Source organism: Martelella sp. FOR1707 (assembly GCF_053484265.1).
On record NZ_JBAKFP010000001.1, the window covers coordinates 621,403 to 647,223 of the forward strand.

29 protein-coding genes are annotated in these 25,821 nt (G+C 61.7%); 16 read left to right on the forward strand and 13 right to left on the reverse strand.

Annotation, left to right across the window (positions count from 1 at the left end):
- Nucleotides 1-27 precede the first annotated feature (27 nt).
- Nucleotides 28-1,773 carry an ABC transporter permease subunit gene (locus V6765_RS02715; protein WP_448426260.1) on the forward strand — a complete coding sequence of 582 codons (1,746 nt, stop codon included), beginning with the start codon at nt 28-30 and terminating at the stop codon, nt 1,771-1,773.
- 104 nt (nt 1,774-1,877) lie between these two features.
- Nucleotides 1,878-3,047, forward strand: coding sequence for a mandelate racemase/muconate lactonizing enzyme family protein (locus tag V6765_RS02720; protein ID WP_448426261.1), 1,170 nt, complete (start codon nt 1,878-1,880; stop codon nt 3,045-3,047).
- 178 nt (nt 3,048-3,225) lie between these two features.
- Here the strand turns inward: V6765_RS02720 and V6765_RS02725 are convergent, their stop codons facing one another.
- Nucleotides 3,226-3,516: a hypothetical protein gene (locus tag V6765_RS02725; protein ID WP_448426263.1), complete on the reverse strand. Its 291-nt coding sequence runs from the start codon at nt 3,514-3,516 to the stop codon at nt 3,226-3,228.
- Between the two features lie 340 nt (nt 3,517-3,856).
- Here V6765_RS02725 and V6765_RS02730 point away from each other — a divergent pair, with 340 nt between their 5' ends.
- The 5 genes from V6765_RS02730 to V6765_RS02750 all read left to right on the forward strand — a co-directional run bounded on the left by V6765_RS02730 (nt 3,857) and on the right by V6765_RS02750 (nt 7,515).
- Nucleotides 3,857-4,678, forward strand: a complete 822-nt coding sequence (locus tag V6765_RS02730; protein ID WP_448426264.1) for a hypothetical protein — start codon at nt 3,857-3,859, stop codon at nt 4,676-4,678.
- Nucleotides 4,679-4,830: 152 nt separating this feature from the next.
- On the forward strand, nt 4,831-5,037 hold the full coding sequence (locus V6765_RS02735) for a hypothetical protein (RefSeq protein ID WP_448426265.1): 207 nt from the start codon (nt 4,831-4,833) through the stop codon (nt 5,035-5,037).
- A gap of 107 nt (nt 5,038-5,144) precedes the next feature.
- On the forward strand, nt 5,145-5,819 hold the full coding sequence (locus V6765_RS02740) for a lysophospholipid acyltransferase family protein (RefSeq protein ID WP_448426267.1): 675 nt from the start codon (nt 5,145-5,147) through the stop codon (nt 5,817-5,819).
- Entirely contained in the window at nt 5,816-6,769 is a 954-nt protein-coding gene (locus tag V6765_RS02745) for a phosphatidate cytidylyltransferase (protein ID WP_448426269.1), read from the forward strand. Before V6765_RS02740 ends, V6765_RS02745 begins: the two co-directional genes overlap by 4 nt.
- Nucleotides 6,770-6,855: 86 nt before the next feature.
- A complete protein-coding gene (locus V6765_RS02750) occupies nt 6,856-7,515 on the forward strand; it encodes a CDP-alcohol phosphatidyltransferase family protein (protein WP_448426270.1) in 660 nt (219 codons plus the stop codon).
- A 276-nt stretch (nt 7,516-7,791) separates the two neighbouring features.
- On the opposite strand, the gene V6765_RS02755 is transcribed toward V6765_RS02750, so the two are convergent.
- Complete coding sequence (locus V6765_RS02755) at nt 7,792-8,175, reverse strand: winged helix-turn-helix transcriptional regulator (RefSeq protein ID WP_448426272.1); 384 nt, start codon at nt 8,173-8,175, stop codon at nt 7,792-7,794.
- Nucleotides 8,176-8,228: 53 nt separating this feature from the next.
- On the opposite strand from V6765_RS02755, the gene V6765_RS02760 reads away from it, so the two are divergent.
- Both V6765_RS02760 and V6765_RS02765 read left to right on the forward strand, forming a co-directional pair.
- A complete protein-coding gene (locus V6765_RS02760) occupies nt 8,229-9,038 on the forward strand; it encodes an SDR family NAD(P)-dependent oxidoreductase (RefSeq protein ID WP_448426273.1) in 810 nt (269 codons plus the stop codon).
- A 39-nt stretch (nt 9,039-9,077) separates the two neighbouring features.
- On the forward strand, nt 9,078-9,461 hold the full coding sequence (locus V6765_RS02765; RefSeq protein WP_448426275.1) for a VOC family protein: 384 nt from the start codon (nt 9,078-9,080) through the stop codon (nt 9,459-9,461).
- A 58-nt stretch (nt 9,462-9,519) separates the two neighbouring features.
- Here V6765_RS02765 and V6765_RS02770 read toward each other — a convergent pair whose 3' ends face one another.
- Together V6765_RS02770 and V6765_RS02775 are read right to left on the reverse strand one after the other, a co-directional pair.
- Nucleotides 9,520-9,978, reverse strand: a complete 459-nt coding sequence (locus tag V6765_RS02770; RefSeq protein WP_448426277.1) for a hypothetical protein — start codon at nt 9,976-9,978, stop codon at nt 9,520-9,522.
- Nucleotides 9,979-10,057: 79 nt separating this feature from the next.
- Nucleotides 10,058-10,699 carry a TetR/AcrR family transcriptional regulator gene (locus V6765_RS02775; RefSeq protein WP_448426279.1) on the reverse strand — a complete coding sequence of 214 codons (642 nt, stop codon included), beginning with the start codon at nt 10,697-10,699 and terminating at the stop codon, nt 10,058-10,060.
- A gap of 161 nt (nt 10,700-10,860) precedes the next feature.
- On the opposite strand from V6765_RS02775, the gene V6765_RS02780 reads away from it, so the two are divergent.
- Together V6765_RS02780 and V6765_RS02785 are read left to right on the forward strand one after the other, a co-directional pair.
- Nucleotides 10,861-12,159 carry a DHA2 family efflux MFS transporter permease subunit gene (locus V6765_RS02780; protein WP_448426280.1) on the forward strand — a complete coding sequence of 433 codons (1,299 nt, stop codon included), beginning with the start codon at nt 10,861-10,863 and terminating at the stop codon, nt 12,157-12,159.
- Nucleotides 12,160-12,204: 45 nt separating this feature from the next.
- Nucleotides 12,205-12,627, forward strand: a complete 423-nt coding sequence (locus V6765_RS02785; RefSeq protein ID WP_448426282.1) for a DUF2267 domain-containing protein — start codon at nt 12,205-12,207, stop codon at nt 12,625-12,627.
- Nucleotides 12,628-12,957: 330 nt separating this feature from the next.
- Here V6765_RS02785 and V6765_RS02790 read toward each other — a convergent pair whose 3' ends face one another.
- The 3 genes from V6765_RS02790 to V6765_RS02800 form a co-directional block, all read right to left on the reverse strand.
- The gene (locus tag V6765_RS02790) at nt 12,958-13,767 is read right to left on the reverse strand and encodes an NAD-dependent epimerase/dehydratase family protein (RefSeq protein WP_448426284.1); all 810 of its coding nucleotides are present in this window, start codon (nt 13,765-13,767) and stop codon (nt 12,958-12,960) included.
- A 4-nt stretch (nt 13,768-13,771) separates the two neighbouring features.
- Nucleotides 13,772-14,218: a MarR family winged helix-turn-helix transcriptional regulator gene (locus tag V6765_RS02795; protein WP_448426285.1), complete on the reverse strand. Its 447-nt coding sequence runs from the start codon at nt 14,216-14,218 to the stop codon at nt 13,772-13,774.
- A gap of 269 nt (nt 14,219-14,487) precedes the next feature.
- Nucleotides 14,488-15,390, reverse strand: a complete 903-nt coding sequence (locus V6765_RS02800; protein ID WP_448426286.1) for a LysR family transcriptional regulator — start codon at nt 15,388-15,390, stop codon at nt 14,488-14,490.
- A 257-nt stretch (nt 15,391-15,647) separates the two neighbouring features.
- Here V6765_RS02800 and V6765_RS02805 point away from each other — a divergent pair, with 257 nt between their 5' ends.
- Complete coding sequence (locus V6765_RS02805; protein WP_448426287.1) at nt 15,648-15,968, forward strand: Atu4866 domain-containing protein; 321 nt, start codon at nt 15,648-15,650, stop codon at nt 15,966-15,968.
- A gap of 104 nt (nt 15,969-16,072) precedes the next feature.
- Here the strand turns inward: V6765_RS02805 and V6765_RS02810 are convergent, their stop codons facing one another.
- Nucleotides 16,073-16,972, reverse strand: coding sequence for a LysR family transcriptional regulator (locus V6765_RS02810; RefSeq protein WP_448426289.1), 900 nt, complete (start codon nt 16,970-16,972; stop codon nt 16,073-16,075).
- A gap of 93 nt (nt 16,973-17,065) precedes the next feature.
- On the opposite strand from V6765_RS02810, the gene V6765_RS02815 reads away from it, so the two are divergent.
- Nucleotides 17,066-17,899: an SDR family oxidoreductase gene (locus V6765_RS02815; protein ID WP_448426291.1), complete on the forward strand. Its 834-nt coding sequence runs from the start codon at nt 17,066-17,068 to the stop codon at nt 17,897-17,899.
- 189 nt (nt 17,900-18,088) lie between these two features.
- Here V6765_RS02815 and V6765_RS02820 read toward each other — a convergent pair whose 3' ends face one another.
- Complete coding sequence (locus tag V6765_RS02820) at nt 18,089-19,009, reverse strand: LysR family transcriptional regulator (RefSeq protein ID WP_448426619.1); 921 nt, start codon at nt 19,007-19,009, stop codon at nt 18,089-18,091.
- Nucleotides 19,010-19,165: 156 nt separating this feature from the next.
- Here V6765_RS02820 and V6765_RS02825 point away from each other — a divergent pair, with 156 nt between their 5' ends.
- A complete protein-coding gene (locus tag V6765_RS02825; RefSeq protein ID WP_448426292.1) occupies nt 19,166-20,158 on the forward strand; it encodes an MBL fold metallo-hydrolase in 993 nt (330 codons plus the stop codon).
- 30 nt (nt 20,159-20,188) lie between these two features.
- Complete coding sequence (locus tag V6765_RS02830) at nt 20,189-20,776, forward strand: dioxygenase family protein (protein WP_448426294.1); 588 nt, start codon at nt 20,189-20,191, stop codon at nt 20,774-20,776.
- Nucleotides 20,777-20,814: 38 nt separating this feature from the next.
- Here V6765_RS02830 and V6765_RS02835 read toward each other — a convergent pair whose 3' ends face one another.
- Complete coding sequence (locus V6765_RS02835; protein ID WP_448426296.1) at nt 20,815-21,699, reverse strand: NAD(P)H-binding protein; 885 nt, start codon at nt 21,697-21,699, stop codon at nt 20,815-20,817.
- A gap of 116 nt (nt 21,700-21,815) precedes the next feature.
- Between V6765_RS02835 and V6765_RS02840 the strand changes: the two genes are divergently transcribed.
- A complete protein-coding gene (locus V6765_RS02840; protein WP_448426298.1) occupies nt 21,816-22,739 on the forward strand; it encodes an AraC family transcriptional regulator in 924 nt (307 codons plus the stop codon).
- Here V6765_RS02840 and V6765_RS02845 read toward each other — a convergent pair.
- The 3 genes from V6765_RS02845 to V6765_RS02855 all read right to left on the reverse strand — a co-directional run bounded on the left by V6765_RS02845 (nt 22,723) and on the right by V6765_RS02855 (nt 25,795).
- On the reverse strand, nt 22,723-23,394 hold the full coding sequence (locus tag V6765_RS02845) for a class I SAM-dependent methyltransferase (protein WP_448426299.1): 672 nt from the start codon (nt 23,392-23,394) through the stop codon (nt 22,723-22,725). The genes V6765_RS02840 and V6765_RS02845 overlap by 17 nt on opposite strands.
- A gap of 80 nt (nt 23,395-23,474) precedes the next feature.
- Nucleotides 23,475-24,455, reverse strand: coding sequence for an SDR family oxidoreductase (locus V6765_RS02850; RefSeq protein WP_448426301.1), 981 nt, complete (start codon nt 24,453-24,455; stop codon nt 23,475-23,477).
- Nucleotides 24,456-24,484: 29 nt separating this feature from the next.
- Nucleotides 24,485-25,795: an MFS transporter gene (locus tag V6765_RS02855; protein WP_448426303.1), complete on the reverse strand. Its 1,311-nt coding sequence runs from the start codon at nt 25,793-25,795 to the stop codon at nt 24,485-24,487.
- Nucleotides 25,796-25,821 lie beyond the last annotated feature (26 nt).

The following is a 25,821-nucleotide window of genomic DNA, read 5'->3' on the forward strand; positions in this document are numbered from 1 at the left end:
CGGGAGAGCAGGAAGATGGGGAGCGGGATGGGAAATCCGGAAATGATATGGTCGCGGTGGGGGCTTCTGGCGCCCACCGCCATCCTGCTGCTGTCGGTCTTTGTGTTGCCGTTGCTCTATATCATTCCCGAGGCGTTCCAAGGCGACGCGATGGGCCGCTTCGTCAGGATCGTCGAAAGCCCCGTCTACCGCAAGATTATCTGGACCACGGTGCGCATAAGCCTCGAAGCTACGGTCGTCACATTGATTGTGTCCTTTCCGCTCGCATGGATTTTCAGTCGTGCCAGCGGAATCAAGGCGCTGTTGCTGGGGTTGATCGTATTGGTGCCGTTCCTGACCAGCGTTTTGGTGCGTACCTTTGCATGGTTGGCCATATTGGGTCAGCGCGGCATGGTGAACTCGACCCTGCTGAGCCTCGGGCTTATTTCCGACCCGCTGCCTCTGCTTTTCAGTGAGCCCGCGGTGGTTCTGGCGCTTGTGCACTCGTCAATTCCGATGATGGTTTTCGCGCTTTATAGCGTCCTGCGCCGCATTGATGGTCGGATCCTGCTGGCGGCCCATACATTGGGCGCGCATCCAATACGTGCCTGGTTCGGCATGATCGTGCCGTTGTCCATCCGCGGCATTCAGTCGGGCGTGATCATCGTGTTTCTTTTTACGACTGCCAGCTTCATCGCGCCGGCATTCCTGGGCAATCAAAGACAGCAGATGCTGGCTCAGGTGATCCAGGCGGAAATCGAGCAGGGAGCAAACTGGTCCCTGGCCGCAGCGCTCGGTCTTGCGCTCGCCATTGTTGCAACCGTCATCGTCGTGGCCTTGTCCTTTGCCCTCGGCCACTTCGCGCGCTGGCAGGAGCCTCGCTCTGGCAAACCCGCCAAGGCGACAGGGTTGGAAGTGCCGATCGATCGGGACATCCTGCGCCTTCCCGTGATGCGGCCACCGTCCCGTTTCAGTTTCGCCGCCCTGTGGCGTTTCAGTTCGCTCGCGGGGGCGGCTTATCTTCTCCTCGTTTCGACCTTTCTCCTGGTGCCGCTGGTCGTCCTTTTTCCGGTCGCATTCAGCTCTGCGGATGTCCTCATTTTTCCGCCGCCAAGCTATTCTCTGCGATGGTTCGAAAAGATACTGGGCAGCTCGGAATGGATTGATGCGGCCTGGACCAGTGCCAGGATCGGCCTCGCGACATGTATTCTGACGCTCGTTCTTGCGACGCTGACCGTGCTTGGTTTCGGTCGGGGATTCCGGTTCAAGAGCGCCGCTGAAGCGCTTGTGCTCTCTCCCATGACCGTGCCCGCCGTGGTCTTTGCCCTTGGAGCCTATCTGGCCTTTTCGGAGATCGGCCTTGTGGACACCGAGCTCGGCATCACGCTCGCCCACACTGTGCTGATCTTCCCGGTTGTTTATCTCGTGGCGTCGGCAACATTCAGTTCCATCGATCCTGGCCTGTCGCGCGCGGCCGCCAGCCTCGGGGCCAATCCATGGTGCGTGTTTCGCACGGTTACCTTTCCGCTGTTATTGCCGGGTCTTGCCGTCGGCGCTCTTCTAGCGATGCTGCATTCATTCGATGAGTCGATCGCTTCCATCTTTCTGAGCAATCTGCGCGTGAAGACCCTGCCCCGGAAACTCTGGGAGGGTATCCGCTTCAACACCAGCCCGGAATCTGCGGCGGTGTCGGCAATGCTCCTGACGGTGACCTGTCTGGTCATTGCCGTCGGTATCTGCGTTCTTCTCTGGCGTCGCAGAAATGCGAGCATGCCGGGGATAAGCGCCCCCTGAGGCTTGCATAAAGCCAACTCCCTACGCGTCCCAATCCAAATCGCCATGCCGGCGCTTGCGCGCTGTGACCAATGCATGCGCGCTGAAACGAGAGGAAATACATAATGCAGATCATTGAGAACATGCGGGTATTCAATATTCGCGGCGGCGGCATGCATCCTGTGTTGGTCGAGTTGACCTCGAAGGATGGCATTAGGGGTTATGGTGAGGCGGCCGTCGCCTATGGTCTTGGTGCCGATGCTGCAGCGGGGATGCTGCGGGATTTGTCGCCGAAGGTGATTGGTGCGGACGCGGCTTTTCCGCGTCACGTCTGGCATGAGATCTACGACAATTCGTTCTGGGCCAAGGGCGGCGGGGCCGTCATCTTCGCCGCGTTGAGCGCGATCGATCAGGCGCTTTGGGATATCAAGGCCAAATCGCTTGGGGTGCCCGTGCATGAATTGTTCGGAGCGAAATTCGAAGGGGAGATCGACGTCTATGCGAATGGCTGGAGCTCGGCGCACAACGACGTCATGGGGTGGGCAAAATCGGCCGAGCGCCCACTCAACGACGGCTATCGACTGCTCAAGTGCTACCCGCTTGCCCATGAAGTCAACGGCGTGAGCCTGCGCCATGTCCAGCGCCGTCATCTCTCGGAAGAAGCGTTTAAACGCGCGGTTGACCGCGTAAAGACGCTCAGGAAAGTTGTCGGGCCCGATATCGGGCTGATGCTCGATCTCTCGGGTGGCCTCAACAATGATCAGCTTATCCGCTTCATGGATGTCTGCCTGGAGCTCGACTTGATCTGGGTCGAGGAGCCGTTCGATCCCTTCGACCTCAAGAATATGAGAAGCCAGTCCGGCCGGTGGCCAGTGCCGATCGCTGCCGGCGAGCGGGTTTATACGCGCCATGGGTTTCGCAATCTGCTCGACACGGGCGGGGTCGATATCGTCATGCCTGACGTCGGCAATTGCGGTGGGGTTTTCGAATTCGTCCAGATCGCCGCGATGGCCGAGGCCTACAATGCAAGGGTCTCCGCGCATAACTGCGCCAGTTCCCTGTTGACCGCAGCGTCGCTTCAGGTCGCTGCCGCCAGCGCAATGGCGATGCCTTTGGAAACCTATCCCTACTTTCCCGATAACAACAGCTATGTCCAGGTGCTGCAGAACCCGCCAGAGGAGGCTGTCTTAAAAGGCAAGGTCAAAATCTCGGAGGCTCCGGGCATGGGTGCTGAGGTTGCGTTAGAGGCCGTTGAGCCCTTTACTGCGTTCGACTACCGAAAAGACGTCGTATGACAGGTCTATCGGACGGGTTGTTTCACGCGTGAGCCCATCGCGCTGCTTGCTGAACGCCGCCCTTCCATAACGGTTTTTCGCCACGGCTTGGTCAGCGTTCGCTTCTTGGAATTTTCGCGAGAGCGGGAGATGCATCGATTGATCTTCCCCTCGGTGCGGGCGCGCGCCGCCGGGTAGCTCAGGAAGCGGGCATCTGGTCTGCGTTTTTCAGGCGGGTTTTCATAAGTCCTCCGCTCCGCTCCAGCACGGCATAACCGATCGTGGCGAACTTGCTGTTGACTTCCTTGAGCGCGGCGATCGTCTCCAGATGTTCATCGCTGGAGGCAAGGCTGGTCAGATTTCCGCCGCGCAGCCGCGCGAGGTGCTTCGCCCGGCTTTCGGCCTCAAGGTCGGCGACGTGCTGCTTCTGGCGAACCAACCGCTCGGCCGTGGCAGCATCGCCCTTCCATGCGGCCTCATGCGCGATCAATATTGTTTCGCGCACAGCTTCGACAAGGCCGGTAATCTCCGTATGGCCCGGAGTGAATGACGTGTCGTCTATTCAAATCCCTTCAAGACCTTTGGGCTGAAGGCGAAAGGTCGGAGGCTTATATTGCCGACCGGGGTGCCGACAGCAGCCAACCGTCGAGAGGGCAGAGCGTGCAGGTCGTGGTTTACCTGGCCGTGCTAAACACGGCTGCGTTTCGCTTCCAGATTGCTTCTGAACCGCGATCGAACGCGATATGTGGAACAGCAGCAGGCCGTCTCTGGAATATAGCGCGGCGCAGGGTGATCCTTGGGCAAGACCGAACCGCTGGCTGGGAGAAACAATGCGATCTATCTTGGTGGCCTTTTTGATGATGACTGGGGCGGTTGCCACGGGTGCTTCGGCTGCTGAGCCGAGACAGAGCGCCAGAGTATCGATGGGCGAACAGACCATTCTGGACTGCACGCCTGACGCCAATGTGGACAGTTGCTGGGAGGCCGGCGTGGCAGCGGAAAAGCATGGGGATGCTCAGGCGGCGCTTGCTGCCTATGAAGCGTCATTCAATGCGGGCTTTCAGGTGGGCGGCTGTTATGAAGCCGGCAAGATCTATTTCCTGAACGTCGCGCTTCGCGACTATGAAGCGGCGCAGGAGAGGATGGAAAGCGTTTGCGAATCCGACGATGTCGGGATTGGTCCCTATGCCTGCAAGTATCTCGGTATCATCTACCGCAACGGCCTCACCGGAGAGCCGCAGACCGATCGGGCCTTCGCGGAGCTTTCGCGCGCATGCTTCTTGCACAATCCCGCGCCGTTCATCGACGGAAACGGGTGCGAAATCCTCGCCGACAGCATTCCCGGCGCGGACGAGATGGGCGTGGACGCAGAAATATGGCAGCCTGAGTATATCGCCTATCTGGCCTATGTCATGGGCTGCAGCGACGACATGCCGGCGCTGTGCGACCGGGCGCTGGAAATCCACAGACGGGCGGTCGCGCAATCCGCGCGCTGGCTCGGCCGCTGCGCAGAGGACGTCGAGGCTGTGGGATTTCCAGGACAATGCGAGGATTTGAGCCGGGCAGCCTCCGTTGCCGACTATGAGCAGCGCCAGACGTTCCGCCGCCGTCTCGTGAGCATGTACCATCGCGCTACGGAATTCGCGGGATAGCGTGTGAGGGAAGCAGCGGATTGCCTGCGACAGGTTTGCGGGCAAATTGAAACGGCATCTCTCGCGTGGACCCGACGCGTGAGCGATCGGCAACCGGGTCGCCCGTGCGAACGATCGCAGGGCTGGACGGCAAACAGGCAAGGCAAGCACTCATGAAAATACTCTCCCTGCTGTTCGGCATCCTGCTCCTCATCGGAACATTTGTGTGGTTCTCCTATTTCGTACCCCTGGGCTGCGGGATGAACCCCACCGGATGCCATGAGGAGTTCAGCGTCTGGAGCCAGATCGGCCTCATCCATTTCTGGGCGCCGTTGGCCGTGGCGGCGGCGGCCATAATTTATGGAATCAGGCGCTCATAAAACCGGGGCTATCGCTCAGCACTGTCGAAAACCATGCGATTTGTTCGTGAGAATGCTGCGGGCTATAAGGTGCCGATGGCAGGATTCGATTTTTGCGTGGTGGTCGGATGAGGTTGGTTGTTCGCAGATTTGCGGCCGGTTTCGTTGCCGCGCTGATCGGCTTTCTCGCACGCCTGATCACCGCCGTTCGTGGTGTCCGGCACAGCGATGAGGCCTACACCGAGCCTTGTGTCTTTTATGCCAACCATGCGAGCCATGGCGACTTCATATTGATTTCGACTGTGCTTCCGCCGGGCTTGCGGGCCGTAACCAGGCCTGTTGCAGGAGCGGACTACTGGCAAGCCTCCCGTCTGCGCCGGTTCATCGGCGTCGACGCCTTCCGGTCACTCCTGATCGCCCGCAATGGCGAGCATGCCGATATCGATCCGATCTCTGCGATGGCGGAAGCGCTCGATCAAGGGTCGTCTCTGATCGTTTTTCCCGAGGGAACCCGCAACACCACCGAGGATAGATTGCTGCCGTTGAAGAGCGGCATTTTTCACCTTGCCGAAGCGCGGCCCGATGTCGACTTCGTGCCGGTCTGGATTTCCAACCTGAACAGAGTGTTGCCGAAGGGGGAATTCCTGCCGGTTCCGCTGCTTTGCGTCGTTCGTTTCGGAGCGGCTCTGCGCCTCGATCCCGGGGAGAACAAGGCGGCGTTTCTGGAAAGGGCGCGTGACCGGCTTCTGGCGCTTGCGGATGAGGACGAGCCCGTCCGCAGGCGTGAAACGGAGCAGCCATGAGCACGACCGCGATCCCGGAACTTGGATACATGCTGCTGGCCGTCGGGCTTATACTCGTCGTTGCCTCGGTCACAGGCTATGTGCTGAAGCGGAAATTTTCTCCTGACGGCGGCAATGATGCGATCGAGAACCTGAACGCCCGCATCCGCGCGTGGTGGGCCATGGTCGCGCTTCTCGGCATCGCTTTTCTGGCGGGAAAGACCGGCGTCGTTGTGCTGTTTGCGCTTCTGTCCTTCGCAGCACTCAGGGAATTCGCGACGCTGACGAACACCACGCGCGCCGACCATCGGGTTCTGCTCGCCGCTTTCTTCGTCGTCTTGCCGGTCCAGTATTACCTCGTCTGGGCAGAACGGTATGGCATCTATTCGATCTTCATTCCGGTTTACGCCTTCCTCTTCCTTCCGATCCTGGCGGTTTTGCGAGGGGATGTGGATGACTTCCTGGTGCGGATTGCGGAGACCCAGTGGGGCCTGATGATCTGCGTCTTCTGCGCGAGCCATGTCCCTGCGCTGCTCAGCCTGGACATACCGGGCTATGACGGGCGTAACATCCTGCTGATCGTGTTCATGATCTTCGTGGTGCAGATGAGCGATGTTCTGCAATATGTCTGGGGCAAGCTTCTCGGCCGGCACAGGATCGCCCCGCGGCTTTCACCTTCCAAAACGGTCGAAGGCTTTGTCGGCGGCGTCGCGAGCGCGACGCTGATCGGCGTGCTTCTCAGCTGGATGACGCCGTTTTCCATGCTGGAGGCGGGTTTGCTCGCCTTCGTCATTGCGCTTATGGGGTTCTTCGGCGGCCTGGTCATGTCGGCCATCAAGCGCGACAGGGGCGTGAAGGACTGGGGACATCTGATCGAAGGCCATGGCGGTTTCATCGACCGGCTGGATTCGGTCGTGTTCGCCGCGCCGATTTTCTTTCATCTCGTCCGGTTCTGGTGGTCGACCAGCTAGCACGGTATTTGTCATCTGGAATGCGGCCGCCGGCAGGGCGTGTCGACAGGTCGATCCAAAGAGAACCATGACGGAGGGGAGTAGCCATGCCCGACCTTGAACACCGTCGGCCCCTTGCCAGCCGGCAGACGGCCTGGGCGGCAGCATGTGTCCGCATGCTTGCCAAGACGCCGATCACCCCAAACCAGATTTCGTTTTTGAGCATGGTGATGGCGGGGATCGCCGGCCTGGCATTCGCGTTTTCCAGCGATGCGGTCGGGGCCTTGCAGATCGTCCTGTTGCTCGCAGCCGCGCTGTTTTGCCAGTTGCGCCTTCTGTGCAATCTGTTCGACGGCATGCTCGCGGTCGAGGTCGGTCGCGCGGCGGACGATGGCCCGTTCTGGAACGAAGCGCCCGATCGTGTTGCCGACACGCTCATCCTTGTCGGCGCGGGCTATGGGGCGGGCATGCCTGCGCTGGGTTGGGCGGCTGCGGCGCTTGCCATTTTCACGGCCTATCTTCGTGCCTTTGCGCAATCGCTCGGCCAGCCCGCCGACTACCGTGGCCCGATGGCAAAGCCCCAGAGGATGGCGACGCTGACGATTGCCGCATTGCTGTGTCTGACGGCACCCATGCTTGGGCTCTCCATCGGCTTCGTGCTTGAGGCAGCGTTGTGGCTGATCGTGTTGCTTGCGGCGGTCACCTGCTGGCGCCGGGGAAAACGAATCCGCAAGCTGCTGCGGGCCGAGGCCCGCCAACCGCAATAGACTGTTGAAGCGCGAAACCAGGAGAGAAGGGGAGGGCGGCTGAAAGGCGTTCTCGACAGGACCAAGGCAATCGCTCTCCAGAGTCAGCCGAAGCAGTGTGCCGGCCAGCGCCTTGATGATGGTTTCGTCCCTGCACCACGATTGTCGGCTGTGTGCCCCGACCACGCGTGTGTGGTCGTTTCCGTCTTTCGCGGACATCAGCAATCGTCTTGCGAAAGGCAGTATGCAACGACCTTTCGGCCGACGAAGCTTCGCTCGTCTGGCGTCTTCATGCCTTTATCTGACGGCCCGTTCATGGTCCTCCGCGAACTGGCGGGCGGCGAGCAGAACCGGCATCAGGGCCTGGCCGCGCTCGGTCAGGCGGTATTCCACCCGCGGAGGCGTTTCGCCGAAATCCGTTCGCAGGATCAGTCCGTCCGCCTCCAGCGCGCGCAGGTGCTGGGTGAGCATCTTTTGCGACACGTCAGGCATGTCGCGCAGAAGCTGTGAGCTTCGCAACATCTCGTCGGCATAGAGGCGAAACAGGATCGGCAGTTTCCAGCGTCCGCTGATCATCCGCAGGCAACGCGTCACATGCGCAACCGCTCCATCCGCGCCAAGGCAGGCGCTTCGATCCAGTTTGTTGACAGGCACCTTTTGGTGCGTTCTTGCGGTATCCATCGGGGCACTCCTAAATCACGGGCTCAACGTAACACAGTAAGAGGAGCCGGTTCATGGATCTACATCTTCAGGGCAAGATTGCCCTTGTAACCGGAAGCAGCAAGGGGATCGGCGAAGGCATTGCGCGGGGGTTGGCCCTGGAAGGCGCAACCATCATCGTTCACGGACGTGACGTAAACCAGGCGCGCGGCGTGGCGGAGAAGATCGAGGCGTCCGGCGGAACCGCGCATGTCGTAACCGGCGATCTCACCGATGCCGCTCAGGTCGAGGCAATGGTGTCCGCGGCCCAAGCCGCCGCTGGCGATATCGACATTCTCGTCAACAATGCGGGCGGTTCTAGCGGCGCGTCCGACTGGAGCACGACGGAGGCCGCTACATGGTCCGCAACCTATGACGCCAATGTGCTGGCGGCCGTGCGCGTGACAAGCGCCGTGCTGCCGTCCATGCGGCGCGCGCGGTGGGGACGGATCATCAATATTTCCAGCCTCGCCGGACTGATGCCGCCTGCAGCGAACCCGGATTATTCCTCCGCCAAGGCGGCGATGCTTGCGATGTCGGCCTCCATGGCGAAAGCCGTCGCTGCCGACGGCGTGACCGTGAACACGGTTTCCCCCGGCACAATCCACAGCGAGAAGCTCGACTTGAAGTTTCGCGAGGTCGCGCAAACCAGAGGCATCGCGCCGGATGCGACCTGGGACGAGGTGGAGGCCGCAGTCCTTCCGCTCTTTGCGGCGGTCCCCGTTGGTCGGGTGGGAACGCTGGAGGAGATCGCGGATGCCGTCTGCTTCCTCGCCAGCCCGCGCGCCGCCTACATCACCGGCTCGAACCTTCGCCTTGACGGCGGAATGCTGCCGACGATCTGAAACGGCCGCCCAAGGTCCCAACACTGTCAGGAAACAGCAATGAGCATCTTCGATCACATCAGCCTCAAGACCACGCGCCTCGCGGACATGCAGCGCTTCTACGAAAAAGCGCTCGCGCCGCTGGGCATAGAGAACAAGTTCTTTATTGATCGCCCCGATGGCGGGGTTGCCGGTTTCGGTCGGGAGCGCGTGGAACTTTTCATTATGGGCGCGACGGGGCTGGAACCGACCCCGCTTCATCTCGCCTTTCGTGCCAGGAACCGAGAAGAGGTGGCGGCCTTTCATGCCGGCGCCATCTCCGCCGGTGGCGCTGACAACGGTGCACCGGGGATACGCCCGAACTATCACGATGCCTATTATGCCGCTTTCGTCATCGACCCGGATGGCAACAATGTGGAAGCGGTGTTTCAAGGCCGCGAATGAGCGCGCAAACCCCAGGCATTTGGTCCGGCAACAGGAGCAACCGTTTGCCCTGCGGCCCCTATGCGATCCCTGCCGCTGCAATCGTTGCGGCCAGCATTGCGCCGCAGGCAAGGATGTCCAGCGGCAGGCGCGCCAGGCTTCGGCGCGTCCATCGCCTTGCAGCGGTTTCCGTCTCCGGACCGGGGGCCGCCTTTTCGAAAGCGAGCGCCTTCGGAATGAAATCGAAGGCCGACCAGAGCCGCATGACGGCGTGACTTGCCATCGCGACCAGAAGCCAGAACCGCACATCGGCAATGGACCAAGAAAGAGCAAGCGCGATGACGAGTAGCACTTCGAAAGTCGCGTGTGCCGGTATCCAGAAGCGCTTGCGCGATATGCCGCCATGATCGGGCTGTATCAGGTCCGGTCGTCGAGGCCAGGCGGGATCAATCACACCGACCTCGTAGAGGCCGCCGCCGAGGCCGATGAAGGCGAGCGCTGTGGCGAGAGCGGTTGCAAAAAGAATGAGGTCTGTCATCAAGGGCTGCTCCTTGGTTCGTCTTCTCAATTGGGGGCGAAGCGGATGAGAGCGTTCTCCATCAGGTCGGAGACGGTGTTTATTCTGAACGCTGCCGATCGCGACCCGGCTTTCCGCTCGCTGCTGCGGTCAAACGGTCAAGGTGATGCCCGAAGCTCGCAAACGCGCGCTCTGCCGTTTGCTGGCCGACGAGAACCGCGGTTCCGAGGCCGTGTATCAGGGATATCAGGATGGTTGCTTCGATCTCGCTGTCGAGAGCGGGATGAAACGCGCCGTCGGATTTTCCCTTCTCCAAAAGCGATGCGATCCGCTCCTGCTGCCGGTCGGGTCCATCCACGAATGTCCGGTCCGAAATCTCCGGGTCGGTCACCGCGAGCATCGCATAGGAGGTCCAGAGCAGGTGAAACTGGCGACTATCGTGATCGGTGGGAAGCGCAACGGCGAAATAGGCCTCAAGCGTGGCCCGCGTACCGGGCGACGGCCCAAGACTTTGAAGACGGGCACTCAGGCGTTCATTGCTGATGGTCTCGAGAGCGTCGAGGCCCGATTGCATCAGCCTGGCCTTGGTCTCGAAGTAATACTGCACCGATCGCAGCGAGATCCCGGCTTCGGCGGCAACGCCGCGCAGGGAGACGGCATGCAATCCCTCACGCGCGGCGAGGCGCATGAAGGCTTCCAGGATCATGGAGCGACGTTCGTCGTGGTCGACGGTTCGTGGCATGGGCGGCCGGCCTCGCTTATGAGGATTTTTTGTGGTACGACTGTATCATAAAGATTCGCCATTGTCACCTTTCGCACGCGTTGAACGCCATGTCGCTTTCACCTCCCCAAATCTCAGGCCGGCTTTGGGCTGTCGCCGCCATCACCGGCTCCGGCGCTTTCATGGCCATGCTCGATTCGACCATCGCCAACCTTGCGCTGGAAGCCATCCGTTCCGACCTCGCTGCGCCCTTGTCTTCCGTTCAGTGGGTGGCGACCGGCTATCTGATCGCACTCGCCGTTTCGCTGCCGCTCACCGGCTGGCTCGGCCGACGCTTTGGCGACGGTCGCCTCTGGAAAGCCAGCATTCTTGCCTTCGTGCTCGCTTCGATCGTTTGCGCGTTCGCTGAGACCGTGACGCAGCTGATCGTGGCGCGCTGCCTGCAGGGGCTTGCTGCCGGGCTGATGGTGCCCGCCGGTCAGGCGGTGCTGGCATCCACCGCCGAACGGCGTCAACTTGGGCGGCTCATGGGGATCGTGGGGTTTGCCATCGCCCTTGGGCCGGCCCTGGGACCAGCCTTTGGCGGCGTGCTGATCGATACGGGCTCCTGGCGGTGGCTGTTTCTGATCAATGGGCCGGTGGGTGCAGCAGCCCTGATCGGCGCCGCGCGTCTGGTGCCGGCCGGTAAAAGGTTGAAGGAGGCTCGGATCGACGCGCGCGGACTGATGCTCATCGGTTTCGGCCTCCCGCTGCTGCTTTACGGCGCGGCGGAGATCGGATCGAGCACTATCGGCATGCTCTCCTTGGCAATCCTGTTCCTCGGGGCTGTTTTGACGTCCGCCTTTGTCGTCCACGCCATCCGAACGCCCGATCCCCTGATCGATGTCGCCCTTCTTGCGCGGTCGGGTTTTTCCGCGCCAGTCGTGACGGCCGGATTGACCGGCGCGGCCATGTATGGCGGATTGCTGCTTCTGCCGATCTACCTGCAGAGGAGCCTTGGACAGACGTCAACGGAAGCCGGCCTGATGCTCATGGCCATGGGCCTTGGCTCCGCCTGCATTCTGCCGGCAGCGGGAGCGTTGACCGATCGCTACGGACCAAGATGGGTATCGCTGACCGGATGCGGGTTGTTGGTCATAGCGACACTTCCTTTCCTTGCCTCCGCCGCTATCGCTCTTCCCGCGATCATCGTTGTTCTCGTCACACGCGGAGCCGGCCTGGCTCTGGCCCAGATGCCTGCGATCACGGCTGCTTATAATCAGGTTGACGAGACCAGAACCGCTGACGCCGCGACGCTGATCAACATCGCCCAGCGTCTGGGAGGTGCGTTGGGCGCGATTGCCATGGTCGCCGCCATCGAGCAGTTCGGCGTCTTTGCATCGGCGACAGCTTATCGGATCGCGTTCGGAACGCTGGTCGTCATGTCTTTCGGCGCTTTGCTGGCTGCGACACGCATAAGGGAGCGCGGCCAGGACAAGTGAGCTCTGAGATCAAGACATTTGCTGGCCCGACAACGGAGGACAATCATGGGACATCCATATGACGTGGAAAATGCGACGCGGCTGCATGTCGAGTGGTGCCGGGATCTGATCGATCGCACCAACCTCACCACGACCAACCAGACCGAACCACTCATGCGCGCGGTGATGTTCGAATTGCGGCGGAGCATCGCTCCCGGCGCTGTTATCGCGATGGCGAATGCGCTTCCAGCTCTGGAGCGTGGAATTCTCCTTGCCGATTGGTCGCTGGATTACGAACCCGATCCGCCTCCAAGTGCAGAGGTCTTTCACCAGCGCGTCTATCAGAGGGTGAAAGGACACCATTCGCCGCCGGAATCATTGACTGCCGATGTCTTCTGGCTTTGGGCTCAAAAACTGCCTCAGAAAAAGGCGGATGCGGTTCGCAAAAGCCTTCCGCCGGCGCTGGTGAGCTTGTGGCCCGATCCATAGCGCCGCCGCCTGGCCATCGGGCTACGGCGGCGGTTTCGTCACTTCATCAGGCAACGCCCGTGGGGACCAGAGTTTCCAAGCGGATAGCAATCACACCGCGAGTTGCTGGTTCAAATCCCTTCAAGACCTTGATGCCGTCTATCAAGACGAGCCGTGTAAAGAGAACAGCCGTGCCGGGTTTTGGAACCGCGCCGAATGGCTGTTTGTGATCAGATGCCGAAAACCGATTGTCATTCTGCGCGGCAGCAGATTCTCGCGCGCTTTAAACATATCAGAGACTTACCTGCCGATCGGCGACCTCGGCTAATGATCGAGCATCACCTCTTCATGTCACAGCAGTCCCTCCTGTTGGGCCTGATAGACGGTTCGAACGCTTGGGCGAAAGCCCAGGCTTCGAGCAAGAGAAGCATCGACCTGCAAATACCAAGGGTTTGCCAAAGGCTCGGCGCTCGGCTCGATCCGGGTGCCCAGCAAGCTCAAGAGCTCGTAGACGGACGTTGGCGCGTCATCCGAAACATTTACGACGCGCCCGTTAAACGCGCCCTCCAGTGCCAACTGGATTGCCGTGGCTATGTCGCGATGGTGGATCGTGCTCATGCGCTGCGCCGGGTGCCAGGCGCCGACATGTTGGGGAAGGGACTCAAGATGTCCGTCTCCGTCGCCATAGACGAACGGGAACCGGATGATTGACCAGTTCAAGCCGCTATCGCGCAACTCCTTCTCTGCCGCCACCTTGCTCGCGGGGTAGGCGTGCTGTGGATCGACCTCGTCGTCCTCCCGTCCCGGATGCGGATTGTCGGCATTGTAGACATGGCTGGTGCTTGAGAGGATGAACCGGGCGTCGGGAGCATGAACCTTGACGGCGGCAATCAGGTTGCGTGTCCCAACGAGGTTGCTTTTCCAAATGAGATCGGTTTCCTGGGTCCGAAACACCGCCGCAAGGTGCACGACGGCAGAAACGCCGCTGAGGGCGTACGGCAGGGTCGACGGGTCGAGAATGTCGCCCGTTACGGCCTCCGCGCCCGCTGGGCAGGTCTTGCCGGCGCGCAACAGGACACGGCAGTTAACGCCGGCTTGGGCCAATCGTGGAAGAAGACGTTCGCCAACAAGCCCGGTGGCGCCGGTTATCAATACCGTCATGGATTCAATCCTTTCGCGACAGGGTTTGCAGTCGCTCGGTTGCTGATTTGAGGACACGGATGGTGGTGTCCAGATCGGCTTCCTCAACGCCGCCGAAAGCGGCTTCCTGAATGAAGGAAAGGTCCGGAAGTTTGCGCCACAGCGCCTCGCCTGCGGCTGTCAACGTCAGCAGACGCTGGCGCTGGTCCTTGCCGCTCGCGGTCTGCTCGACCAGGTTTTTCCGAACCAGGGTGGCGATGATCCCGCTCAGCGTTGCCCGCTCGAGTTCGAGGGCACGGCCGAGATCGCGCTGAACGGAGGGGCCGTTATGCGCAAGATGCCAAAGCACATACCATTGCGTGGAACCCAAATCGTATGGCCGCAAGGTCGCGTCCATGAGGGCGCGGCCGGCGAAATAACATCGCTTGGTCCACATCGCCACGGATTGGTGGGCGCCAGCCTCATCGTGCATATCAGTGCTTTCTCGCTGTAATGTTCGCTACCATACAATAATTGCAAGGTAGCAAACAAATGTCAAGGTCGGCATGCGTCAGCCTCGGGAGCCAGCACTGGCGATGCTCAAACAGGCAGGGGATTCAGGCAGTATGGGGTTTCGGCCCAGAACAGTTCAGCAACGCACGCCAGTTCCGCCGGCGTGGATCGAGGGGGGCGCGTTGAGGATGGAGGTTCTCAAGGCATTGCGCTTTGCCCGGTCGCGCGCCCCGAACGCCCATCAGGATGTCATGGACGGGCGGACCGCCACCGCTTCACATGATCGACAAGCGCCCGAAGTTTCGGCGCCAGGTTGCGCCGGCTGGGGTAGTAGAGAAAGAAACCGGCAAAGGGAGGGCAAAAGTCCTGAAGGACGGGGACCAACTGGCCGGTTTCGATATACGGCCTGAATGTATCCTCCATGCCGAAAGTGATGCCGCCGCCGGCGCAGGCTGTCCGGATCATCAGCCACATGTCGTTGGTGGTGATCCGGGGATCGACGGCCACGTCGAACTCGTGTCCATCCTCGCCGAATTCCCAACGATAGGGGGCGCTTCGCGGCGTCGGCCGCCAGCCGATACAATGGTGCGCCGAGAGATCCGAAGGGTGTTCGGGCTGGCCGAAACGTTCGATGTAGGACGGCGCTGCAAAGGCGCCCTGGCGCTGCTCGCCCGACACCGGCACGGCGATCATGTCCTGATCGATGACTTCGCCCAGGCGCACCCCGGCATCGTAGCCTTCCGCAATGATGTCGAACGCCTCGTCGGTGACAGTCACATCGATCCGGACGGCCGGGAAGGCCTCCGCGAAATGCGCCAGAAGCGGTCCGGAGATGAACTGCTCGGCAATGGAGGACACCGCCAGTCTCAACAAACCGCTCGGTGCGCTGTCCCGGTCTGCCGCTACCTCAAGCGCCAACCCGACTTCGCAAATGGCCGGCGCCACCCGCTGATACAGTTGTTCGCCGGCCTCCGTCAGGCTGACGCTGCGCGTCGTGCGCTGGACGAGCGCGACGCCCAGCCGGTCTTCGAGGCGGCGGATCGCCTGGCTGACCGCAGGCCGCGTGACGCCCAAAGTCTCGGCGGCCACGCGAAAGCTCCGCGCTTCGGCCACGGTCAGAAAGACAGAAATGCCATTCAGATCGACGATCATTGGTTAGAAATAGTTACCGCAATAGTCACCATTGGGCAAGTTGTTCGTCCGCGTTGGCGCATCTACCTTCCACATCACCAACAGGAGACAGCTGACATGACGCTGGAACAAGATTTGAAGGGCGCCTTGATCCCGGCCCCGCAGTGCATTGCCTGTCAGCAGCTTATCGGCAGCATCCCCCCGCACTCGCAATCACCGATGTACCGCGCAGACAGGCATCGAAACCTCAAGACCGAAACACTCCAAGGAGCAAGACCATGCGACAACAGGCTTATGCAGCACTCGTTACCGCCGCCCTTTCCGTTCAAACCGCAGAAGCACAGGAAGCCAATATGCAACCGAACCATCCTTATGCCGGCATGTGGGTCACCGACGACAACCGCGTGCGTCACGAACTTCTGCCGAATGGACGCTACGTCGAGGCCCGGGGCCAGCGCGAGCGCGCCTATGAGGGCCGCTACGAAGTCGACGGCACGCATATCGAATACTGGGACGACACCGGGTTCACCGCCGACGGAGATTTCGTCGATGAGAACACATTGCACCACGGCGGCATGATTTTGCGCCGCACGCCGTGACCCACGATGCGCAGATTCAATGGCTCTGCGCGGATTGACGCGTGCCGCAAACCCTCCTCCCGCACCACCCTTGCAGGAGCGAAGCAGCACGCGTCGTCACCCGATCATCGGCCGCGATCCACTTGTCTCAATATGTCGACGAAGGCGCGAAGCGGTGACGGGACGTGCCGGCTGCGCGGGTAATAGAGCGCCAGTCCCGGTATCGGCGGGCACCACTCATCCAACAGGGTGATGAGTTGGCCCGATACCAGGAAAGGCCGGGCGACGTCTTCCGGCACATAGGCGATGCCAATGCCGTCAACCGCCGCCTGAACGAGAAGATCATTGTCATCAAGTGAAAGATTGCCCGGAACATCGACAACGATTTCGGCGCCGCGCTTTGAAAATTCCCAGCGGTAGCGCTTTCCGCTCGGTAGACGCTGGCGGATGCAGGCATGTCCATGGAGATCATCCGGCGTCTTCGGGACGGTTTTGTCCTCCATGTAGGATGGAGCGGCTGCCGCCACAAAACGGACGTCTCCTCCGAACGTCACCGCGACCATGTCTTGCGGGATCGCCTCCAGCAAGCGCACACCGGCATCGAAACCCTGTTCCACGATGTCGACGAGCCGGCCTTCGGACACAAGATCAAGCTCGACGGCCGGATAGCGATCGAGGAACCGCGGCACGACCGTGTCGAGAAGGATACGGGCACCGCTCTTGTTCGCGTTGATCCGCAGCATTCCGCTCGGAGTGCCACGCTCTTCCGAGAGCGTGTCGAGCGCCCGGTCGAGGTCCTGAAGCACGGGATCGAGGTTCTCAAGCAGGCGTGCCCCGGCCTGGGTCAACGACACGCTGCGGGTTGTCCGGTTGAAAAGCCGCACGCCCAGCTTCTCCTCCAGCCCGATGATCGCATGGCTGAGGGCAGAGCGCGAAACGCCGATTTCATCCGCAGCGCGGCGGAAACTCCGGTGGTTGGCCACGGCCGCAAACGCGGCCAGATCATTGAGGCTGGGACGCGTCATTCGTGAATTATCCTCACAGGCTCATCTCATATTGGAAATCTTATATCACCAAAGATGACGCTTTACATGAGGACGAACAGAAAAGGAGATCACATGCACAAGACATGGTTCATCACAGGCGCCTCTTCGGGCCTCGGTCTGGAAATGACGCGGCAACTGCTCGCCGCCGGCCACAAGGTGGTCGCGACCACCCGCCGGTCCGGAACATTGTCCCAGCTCGAGCAGGACTTCCGCGAGAACCTGGATGTCGTTCAGCTCGATCTGACGGAACCCGAGGGCATTGTCGCTGCCATTGAAAATGCCTTTTATCGGCACGGCCATGTTGACGTGTTTGTCAGCAATGCCGGCTATGGCCTTTTCGGCGCGGCCGAAGAACTGACGAACGCCGAGATCGACCGGCAGATTGCCACCAATCTCGCTGGTTCCATCCATCTGATCCGCGCGGCGCTCCCGATGCTCAGGAAGCAAGGCGGCGGACGTTTCGTCCAGGTCTCCTCGGAAGGCGGGCAGATTGCCTATCCGGGCTTCAGCCTTTATCACGCAACAAAGTGGGGAATTGAAGGCTTTGTCGAATCCGTCGCGCAAGAAGTCGCTCCCTTCGGCATCGACTTCGTCATCGCCGAGCCGGGGCCGACGGGCACGAATTTCGGGGCCAATCTTGTTTGTGCGCAGCCCATGGATGCCTATGTGGAAACTCCCGCCGGCGCCGTCCGCCGCGCGATCGGCGATGGCAGCTTCGAGATAAAGGGCGATGCCGCCCGGACCGTGGCAGCAATGATTTCAGCCGCCGAGAGCGAGGCGCCGCCATTGCGACTGGCGCTGGGAAGCACGGCCTATGCCTCTATTTCACAGGCCCTTTCCGCACGCTTGCGCGCCGTTGAGGCGCAGCGAGAGGTAGCGGATTCCGCCGACCGGCAGGCTCCCTGAACCGCAATGCCGAAACCAGGAACATCATCAAGAGGAGACAAACAGGCCCATCCGGAAACGCGTCCTGGCCATCGTCTTCACCATCGGGTGTTCACTTGCCTTTGCCCAGACCCCACCAGAAAACCAGATGGCAGGTGCATGCCGGATGATGTCGGCGACGACAAGCCCTGGTGGCCAAGACATCCCGGCTTATGGAACGAACGGGCTTCTGGCTGCCTCCCAGTCATAGCGCTTCATGTGATCGAGGAACGCCCGCATGGCCGCGCTTGGGAGGCGGCGGTTGGGGTAGTAGAGAAACCAGTGGGGCAGCAGGAGACTCCAATCGGAGAGGAGTTCCACCAGCCGCCCCGTCAGGATATGGGGCCTGGCGTAGTCATCGAATAGATGTGCGATCCCCCGACCGGCCAGCGCCCCTTGCAGTTCGTTATGGGCGGTGCTGACCGTCAGGCGTCCTTCGGGCGAGATTTCCATTTCTTCGTGCCCGTCTTTGAACCGCCATGTGGCCAGAGTGCCGCCCGGAAATCTGCGCTTGATGCAGTCGTGATTGATCAGATCGCCGGGAGCCTGCGGCTGGCCGTGCCTCTCGATGTAGTCCGGCGAGGCAACGATCGCATAGCGAAGCGCCGGTCCAAGCGGCAGCGCAATCATATCCTGTGCCAATTGCTTTCCGAACCGGACGCCGGCGTCGAAGCCTTGCGCGACGATGTCGATCACTGCCGCATCGCTGATGAGCTCGATCTTGACGTCCGGATAGAGACGCATGAAGTCGAAGGCCAGCGGACAGAGAAAATGATCGATGGCGGGCGCGGGCGCATTGATCCTCAATGTCCCCGATGGATTGTCCCTCAATTCGTCGACCTCAGCGATAGCAAGCCTGATATCGCTCAATGCCGGCGCCAGGCGTTGCAGAAGGCGCTGTCCCGCCTCGGTCGGGGATACGCTTCTCGTCGTCCGATTGAGGAGGCGAATGCCGAGCGCTTCCTCCAGGCCATTCATCGTCTGGCTGAGGGCCGAGGAGGAAACCCGTCGCTCGAGCGCTGCCGCGCGGAAGCCGCCACAGCGGACAATCGCGACAAAAACATCAAAGCTGTCCAGACGTATCGGATCCATTGCGAAGCATGCCTTATCAGGCTGGTCTTTATTGACATGCTTATCAGGACAATAGGCCTGTGTCATCCTTTCCTGAATGATATCCAGGCGCAACGGCTGCTGCCTTACTCACCGATGAATGGCGGCCGCGCATGCCCAACACGGAGGAAAGACCGAATGAGTGCCTTCACCCTCAACAGACGAACCATCATGCTGTCCGCTGTCGCCGGCGCGTCGAGCATGCTGCTCCCCAGCCTGGGCGGCTCCGGCAGGGCTGCCGCGCAAGGCATGCCTGCATTGCGCGGCAACACAGGTCACTACCGTTTCCAGGTGGGCGAGATCGTCGCCACCGTTCTGAGCGACGGCATTATCCAGGGCCCGCCGCAGGTCTATGCGAGCAACGCCCCGGAAGCCGCGTTGCAGGAGGTTTTGCGTCAGGCTTTCCTGCCGACCGATCACATGACGCTCAATCTGAACACGCTCCTGATCGAGACCACCGGTCGCCGGATCCTCATTGAAGCCGGCGCCGGCGCGACCATGGGACCAAATGGCGGGCGGATCTTCGACAACCTCGCTGCGATCGGCCTCGGCCCCGAGGATATCGATGCGATCGTCATCTCCCACACCCACCCAGACCATGTCGGCAATTTGAAAGCCGCAAACGGCGGCAAGGCCTTCCCCCGCGCCACGGTCTTCGTGCCGAGGGCCGACTGGGATTTCTTCGTCCGCACCGACCCTGACCTGTCCTACATGCCGGTTCCCGAGGAGTTCCGCCTGCGGTTCGCCTCCAACATCAAGGACAGCCTCGAACCGGTGATGGACGATATCGAGCTTTACGAAGCCGGCGCCGAGATCATGCCGGGCCTGACGACGATCGTTGCCTCCGGACACACGCCCGGCATGGCGACCTTCCTCGTTCATTCGGGAAGCGACCAATTGCTGCTGACGGCTGATCTTGCCTACCACCCGGTCGTCAATGTCGATCGCCCCTGGCTTCCGGGTCCCGACCGCGACAAGGAGACTGCGCTCGCCTCGCGCCGTCGCATCTTAGACCGGGCGGCGGCAGATCGCATCCCGGTGCTCGGCTTCCATTTTCCTTTCCCCGGCCTTGGCCATATGCTGAAGACCGATGCCGCCTATGCCTGGGTGCCTGCCAACTGGCAGTTTTGACGCGCCGGCAAGCCGAGAGGTTTCAAGACCATGTCGCTCAACACCAGACGTTCCTTCCTGTCGGCCTTTCTGGCTCTGCCTCTCATCGATGCGGCCAGAACGAAGGCCTTTGCGCAGGAGGCTCCCGAACTGCCGCTGACCCGCGCATGTGATGATGGAGACGAACGCACGCTCGAACGGGAAGCCGGGCCATTCTTCAAACCGAATTCGCCGCTCAACAGGGATCTCTATCCCGATGCACCCGGAGGCGAGCGGATAACCGTCGCCGGCTTCGTCCTCGACAATCGCTGCCGCCCGCTTGCCGGCAGCCTCGTCGAGATCTGGCACGCGGACGAAAATGGAAACTATGACAGCGTCGGCTTCCGTCTGCGCGGCCATCAATTCACTGACGCGCAGGGCCGCTGGTGGTTCAACACCATCGTGCCCGCGCTTTATCCGGGCCGCACCCGCCACTTTCATTTCAAGGTTCAGCGTCCCGGCGGGCGCGTCCTCACCACGCAGCTTTATTTTCCCGGGGAGCCCGGCAACGCCCGAGATCGGCTCTTTCACGAGACCCTTCTGCTCGAAATGAGGGATACGGATGATGGTGGTTTCGGCCAGTTCGATTTCGTCGTTTGAGGAATGGTCACCATGTCGAAACGCGATCCGCGCCGGGCTCATTGTCTCGCGCTGACGGCAGGGGCGAGGACTTCGCGGCACCACGTGCGGAAATCGGTCGGCGCCGGATTCGGGTCCGGTCTCCCGACACGTCGGTCCAGTCCTTCATTCTTCGCTGTCAGCATCTCGATCATCGCCTGTGCCATGCCCTCGGAGGCGCCATGAGCGAGCGTCATGTCGTGCATCGCGCGCATCGACATCTCCTGAAACCGTATGGGACGCGCCAAGGTCTCGCTCATAACGTCCGCCATCTCGCCGAAGGAGATATCCTCGGGCCCCATCATCGGAATTGTATCCACACCGGTCCAGGTGGTGTCGGGCAGGAGGTTTGAGGCAACGGCAGCGACATCACGTGTGGCGACGGCCGTTACGGGGAGGTCGGCCGGCGACGGCCAGTAAAACACGCCGTTGGCGGCGATGCTGTCGATCTGCCGAAGCAGATTTTCCATGAGCGACCCGCAGGCAAGTGCGCGATAATGAACGCCAGTCTCGGCAATCATGTCGTCCAGGGCCAGCGTGGCGGTGACATGGCCGGCGGCCCGCGGCCATCCGCGTCCCAGCGCCGATATGCCCACCACGCGCTTTACGCCATGTGCCGCCATCGCCTCGCAGCCCGCGCGGGAGAAGTCGACATAGGCAGCCATCGCGCTTTCCGCTTTCATGTCGCCGGGCGGTAGCCAGAAGACGGTGTCGGCACCCTCGAATGCGCGTGAAACCGGTTCTGCATCACCATGAGAGCCGACAACGACCTCAACCTTATTGCGCAGCATGGCCGGAATCTGCTCGGGATGGCGGGCAATCACCCGAACCGGATCTGATCCGGCCACAATGTGTTCGAGAACCTGTCGGCCGATATTGCCGGTCGGAGTGGTTATGACGATCATTGTCGAATTCCTTTTGTTTCCTGGCGGTTTTTCGCTCGTCGGGAAGTTAGGCTCGAGGGCTCGAACGATACATGCTATGAAATTCGGATTTTCATCGCGATCGTTCGAAAAATGCCATGGACCCATTGTCTCAAATCGTATCGACCCTGAAACCCAAACATCTGCGCGCCGTCGGACTGGAGGCAGGGGGCGCCTGGTCCCTGGCGTTCGGACCCTATGAGGGCATCAAGTTCAATGCCGTGATGAGGGGCGATTGCTGGCTGTCGATGGACGGTCGGGCCGCACCGCTGCGCATTTCCGCCGGCGATTGTTTCCTGCTGACACAGGGCACACCGTTTCGACTGGCGACCCACCTTGAAGCGCCTTCGATCGATGCCGCCAGTATTCTCGGGCCGCTTAGCGGCGGCGCCACCGCGCGGCTGAATGAAGGGGACGACTTTCTGCTGTTCGGCAGCCGGTTCATTCTCGATGGTGAGCATGCACGGTTTCTGCTGAATTCGCTGCCGCCGCTGGTTCACATCAGGGCTTCCGATCACGACGAAACACTGGCCTGGGCGCTGCAGCGGCTGCAACGCGAACTCAAAGAAGAACGCGCGGGCGGCACGCTTGCGGTGGATCATCTCGCGCATTTGATGCTGATCGAAGTTCTGCGGCGCTACGTCGCCAACGGGGCGCCGGACACGATGGGCTGGCTGCGGGCCCTGTCGGACGGCCGGATCAGCCGGGCCTTGAGCCTGATGCACGATCAACCTGAGCGGCGCTGGACATTGACCGACCTCGCCGGCAAGATCGGCATGTCGCGCACCAGCTTTGCGGTCCACTTCAAGGCATGCGTCGGCCTGCCGCCCCTTGAATACCTGACCCGCTGGCGCATGGTCCTGGCGAGCGACCATCTGGTTAAATCCGGGACCAGCATCGCCGCCGTTGCATCCGCGCTCGGCTACGAGTCCGAGAGCGCTTTCGGTGCGGCGTTCAAGCGTGTGATGGGGTGTTCGCCCCGCAAGTACGCCAGATCCCGCGCCGTCAACGCTCAAGGCTGAGCGGGATCGCGCGCCTTTCGCGTTCATCCAAGGCGCTTTGAGGCGTTCGTGAGGCCGGTACATCGCCGACAATGCGCGGCGTCCCGCGGCGCTGGATCCGGTAGACGGCGGCGGGCGGCACGTTTGCAAAGGTCCCCCCGATATAGGTGGCCTTGAGGCCGAGCCGGTCGAGAAGCCGGCGCGATACCGGGCAGCGCGGCCCATAGGTGAACTGATAGAATGCGCCGCCGGGGCGGAGCTGGGAAAATGCGCCCGCCAGGATCGCATAGACGGTTCGCGGCGGCATCGACAGCAGCGGCAAACCACTGATGACGGCGCCGACCGGGTATCCGCCGAACAGATGGACATCACGCAGGCGCGTCGCGTCCATCCACACCGTCTTCGCGCGCGGAAAATCCGCCTTCAGCTGCGCGGCGAAGGCCTTACCAGATTCGACGAGCGCGAGGTTTTCCTCGTCCACCCCGCGCGCCAGAAGCGCACGGGTGAACACGCCCGTGCCGGGACCGAGTTCCAGCACCGGCCCGGTTGTCACTGAGACCTCCGAGACGATCAGGGCGGCCAGCGCCCGTCCGGATGGCGTTACGGATGCAACCCGAAGCGGTTCTGACAGCCAGGCGCGGAAGAAGCTCAGTCTCTCGGTTGCGTCTTTCAGCATGTCGGATCCTCCAGGACGGAAGGGCTATCGGGACCGTGTCGAGCGATCGCATCGACCGGACCTGCCAGCGGCACCATTGCTCAAACCTCCGCAGCGAGGCTGGCCCCGCCCAAATTGGGGTGGAGACCTGCTTCTGCCGCCTTGGCGAAATCGACGTCCGCCAGCGTTTCCGAGATCTCCCAAAGCCGGCGGGCCACCTGCTGGTCCAGCGCGGCCGCGGGGATCGCCGCCTCGCCGGGATGGCCGCGCGTTTCGGATAGCCTGTCGGGACCGTAGTACCGGCCGCCGCTTGCCTCCGGCGCCGTTGCCGCAAACAATGGGGGCAGGGCGCCCTGGGCAGCCGGCTGAAACAGAAACCACAGGAAAGACCGGTAAAGTCCCTGGGCGCTGTATCGTCCGGGGGCGTTGTGCAGAAGGTTGGTTCGCGAAATCCCGGGATGGGCGGCGATGCTCGTCAGGCCCCAGCCGGCCGCCTCGCTTCGGCGCTGAAGCTCGAGCGAAAACATCAGGCAGGCAAGCTTGGATTGGGCGTAGAACGGCATCGGCTTGTAGGCTCTCTCGGCCTGAAGGTCGTCGAAAATGATGGCTGCATCTCGGCGCACGGCGATACTGGACAGGGTAACCACACGCGGATCCTGTCCTCGCCTCAGCAATGGCAGCAGATGCGCGGTCAATGCGAAGTGGCCGAGATAATTGGTCCCGAACTGAAGCTCGAACCCGTCCGCCGTCGTCTTTCGTTGCGGCGGCGTCATGACAGCCGCGTTGTTGATCAGCGTGTCTATCCGCTTCCGGCTGTCGCGCAGCCGCTGCCCGAATGCGGCGACCGAGGCGAGATCCGCCAGATCGAGGGGCTCGAAGCACACGCGCGCCTGGCCCGCCAATTTCCTGATCTGGGCGACGGCTTCGCTTCCCTTGTGCGCGTTCCGCCCGGCGATAATGACCTCGGCGCCAGCGCCGGCCAGGGCAAGCGCAGTCTGGAAGCCGAGGCCGCCGGTGCCCGTGACGACGATTGTCCTGCCGTTTTGAGGCGGCATGTCCTGAGCGGTCCAGTTCTTTTCCATGCGGAAATCCTTTCGTAGCGTTTATGCGGTCATTTCTGAAGGAAGTCGGCAATGCGCCGGTTTGCGACGAGAAGGGCAAGGCCCGACAGGATGCTCGCGAAGGGCACGATCAACAGGCCCAGCGCCAGACCGTTCGGAATGTCGGCCGCGCTGGCAGCGTCGCTGACAATGCCCACGAACAACGGCCCGAGCGCCGGTCCGACAAGGCTGCTGCCGATCATCACGAGGCTGGATGCCTGGGCCTGTCGACCCGGCCCGGCCACGAGATGCGCGGCGCCGAAGCCCCAGGGCAGCATGAACGAAAACGACAACATCGAGGGCACGAACAGGGCGATGGACATCCAGCCGACAGGGGTAAACAAGGCCGCCGTCGTGGTGACGCTCGCCATCAGGAACAGGATGGCGGGCGGGCCGAGAACCCGGCCGGAACCGGCGCGGACCGCGTGATCGAACCACCGACCGCCACCCAGCGTCCCGATAATCCCCATCAGCCCCTGCAACAGACCGAAGAAAACGCCGACCTCGGTTGCGGTGAAGCCATGGGAGCGGATCAGAAACGGAACCGAGAAAGCATAGAAGGGCGCTCCGGCAAAGCCGAGAAAGATCGTGGCCAGAAACAGCCAGCGGAAGGCCGGCGACGACAGGAGCGCAAGACATGTCTTCAGGAAGGGATCGTTGCTGGCGACCGACGTCTGCAAGCGCGGGGTGCGGCCCGCGACAAGCACCGTCAGCAACCCGATCAGAATGCCGATGACGCCGGCCCCGATCAGCACGACGCGCCAGCCGAGGATATCGGCAATGGCGCCGCCGGCGGCAAAGCCAGCCATCGTGCCGAGCGGGATTCCCATCGCGAACAGGCCGATCGCAAGGCCGCGCCGCTCCGGTTCGATCTTGCGGGCGATCAAGGCATGGCCGGCCGGGACGGCTCCTGCCTCGCCGAATGCCACCCCGAAGCGCGTCAGCGCCAGGAACATGAAACTGGCCGCGAAGCCGCCAAGCGTCGTCATCGCGCTCCAGATCAGGATGCACGATACCAGCACCAGTCTTGGCGATCCGCGGTCGGCGGCGCGCGCAAGCGGCAGCGAGAGCAGCGCGTAGCAGACCGCGAAGGCAAGGCCGGTCAACAGTCCTATCTGCGTATCGGTCAGCGACAGGTCCGTCTTGATTTTCTCCGCCAGAATAAACGGAAGGATGCGATCGATCTGCGAAAATGCGTTGATCAGGAGAAGAACGGTGCAGATGGCGGCGAACCGCCAACGCCCGACATATTCACCGCGGGACACGCCTGGCGGCGCCCGCCGCGCGGAAGGGTCTCTTGACCCGGCGACAATTTCTGCCATTTTGAGGATGCTCCTCGCTTGGTTGC

Coding starts and splice junctions, on each gene's coding strand:
- V6765_RS02715 (WP_448426260.1), top strand. CDS start 28: ATGGGAAATCCGGAAATGATATGGTCGCGGTGGGGGCTTCTGGCGCCC.
- V6765_RS02720 (WP_448426261.1), top strand. CDS start 1,878: ATGCAGATCATTGAGAACATGCGGGTATTCAATATTCGCGGCGGCGGC.
- V6765_RS02730 (WP_448426264.1), top strand. CDS start 3,857: ATGCGATCTATCTTGGTGGCCTTTTTGATGATGACTGGGGCGGTTGCC.
- V6765_RS02735 (WP_448426265.1), top strand. CDS start 4,831: ATGAAAATACTCTCCCTGCTGTTCGGCATCCTGCTCCTCATCGGAACA.
- V6765_RS02740 (WP_448426267.1), top strand. CDS start 5,145: ATGAGGTTGGTTGTTCGCAGATTTGCGGCCGGTTTCGTTGCCGCGCTG.
- V6765_RS02745 (WP_448426269.1), top strand. CDS start 5,816: ATGAGCACGACCGCGATCCCGGAACTTGGATACATGCTGCTGGCCGTC.
- V6765_RS02750 (WP_448426270.1), top strand. CDS start 6,856: ATGCCCGACCTTGAACACCGTCGGCCCCTTGCCAGCCGGCAGACGGCC.
- V6765_RS02755 (WP_448426272.1), bottom strand. CDS start 8,175: ATGGATACCGCAAGAACGCACCAAAAGGTGCCTGTCAACAAACTGGAT.
- V6765_RS02760 (WP_448426273.1), top strand. CDS start 8,229: ATGGATCTACATCTTCAGGGCAAGATTGCCCTTGTAACCGGAAGCAGC.
- V6765_RS02765 (WP_448426275.1), top strand. CDS start 9,078: ATGAGCATCTTCGATCACATCAGCCTCAAGACCACGCGCCTCGCGGAC.
- V6765_RS02770 (WP_448426277.1), bottom strand. CDS start 9,978: ATGACAGACCTCATTCTTTTTGCAACCGCTCTCGCCACAGCGCTCGCC.
- V6765_RS02775 (WP_448426279.1), bottom strand. CDS start 10,699: ATGCCACGAACCGTCGACCACGACGAACGTCGCTCCATGATCCTGGAA.
- V6765_RS02780 (WP_448426280.1), top strand. CDS start 10,861: ATGGCCATGCTCGATTCGACCATCGCCAACCTTGCGCTGGAAGCCATC.
- V6765_RS02785 (WP_448426282.1), top strand. CDS start 12,205: ATGGGACATCCATATGACGTGGAAAATGCGACGCGGCTGCATGTCGAG.
- V6765_RS02790 (WP_448426284.1), bottom strand. CDS start 13,767: ATGACGGTATTGATAACCGGCGCCACCGGGCTTGTTGGCGAACGTCTT.
- V6765_RS02795 (WP_448426285.1), bottom strand. CDS start 14,218: ATGCACGATGAGGCTGGCGCCCACCAATCCGTGGCGATGTGGACCAAG.
- V6765_RS02800 (WP_448426286.1), bottom strand. CDS start 15,390: ATGATCGTCGATCTGAATGGCATTTCTGTCTTTCTGACCGTGGCCGAA.
- V6765_RS02805 (WP_448426287.1), top strand. CDS start 15,648: ATGCGACAACAGGCTTATGCAGCACTCGTTACCGCCGCCCTTTCCGTT.
- V6765_RS02810 (WP_448426289.1), bottom strand. CDS start 16,972: ATGACGCGTCCCAGCCTCAATGATCTGGCCGCGTTTGCGGCCGTGGCC.
- V6765_RS02815 (WP_448426291.1), top strand. CDS start 17,066: ATGCACAAGACATGGTTCATCACAGGCGCCTCTTCGGGCCTCGGTCTG.
- V6765_RS02820 (WP_448426619.1), bottom strand. CDS start 19,009: ATGGATCCGATACGTCTGGACAGCTTTGATGTTTTTGTCGCGATTGTC.
- V6765_RS02825 (WP_448426292.1), top strand. CDS start 19,166: ATGAGTGCCTTCACCCTCAACAGACGAACCATCATGCTGTCCGCTGTC.
- V6765_RS02830 (WP_448426294.1), top strand. CDS start 20,189: ATGTCGCTCAACACCAGACGTTCCTTCCTGTCGGCCTTTCTGGCTCTG.
- V6765_RS02835 (WP_448426296.1), bottom strand. CDS start 21,699: ATGATCGTCATAACCACTCCGACCGGCAATATCGGCCGACAGGTTCTC.
- V6765_RS02840 (WP_448426298.1), top strand. CDS start 21,816: ATGGACCCATTGTCTCAAATCGTATCGACCCTGAAACCCAAACATCTG.
- V6765_RS02845 (WP_448426299.1), bottom strand. CDS start 23,394: ATGCTGAAAGACGCAACCGAGAGACTGAGCTTCTTCCGCGCCTGGCTG.
- V6765_RS02850 (WP_448426301.1), bottom strand. CDS start 24,455: ATGGAAAAGAACTGGACCGCTCAGGACATGCCGCCTCAAAACGGCAGG.
- V6765_RS02855 (WP_448426303.1), bottom strand. CDS start 25,795: ATGGCAGAAATTGTCGCCGGGTCAAGAGACCCTTCCGCGCGGCGGGCG.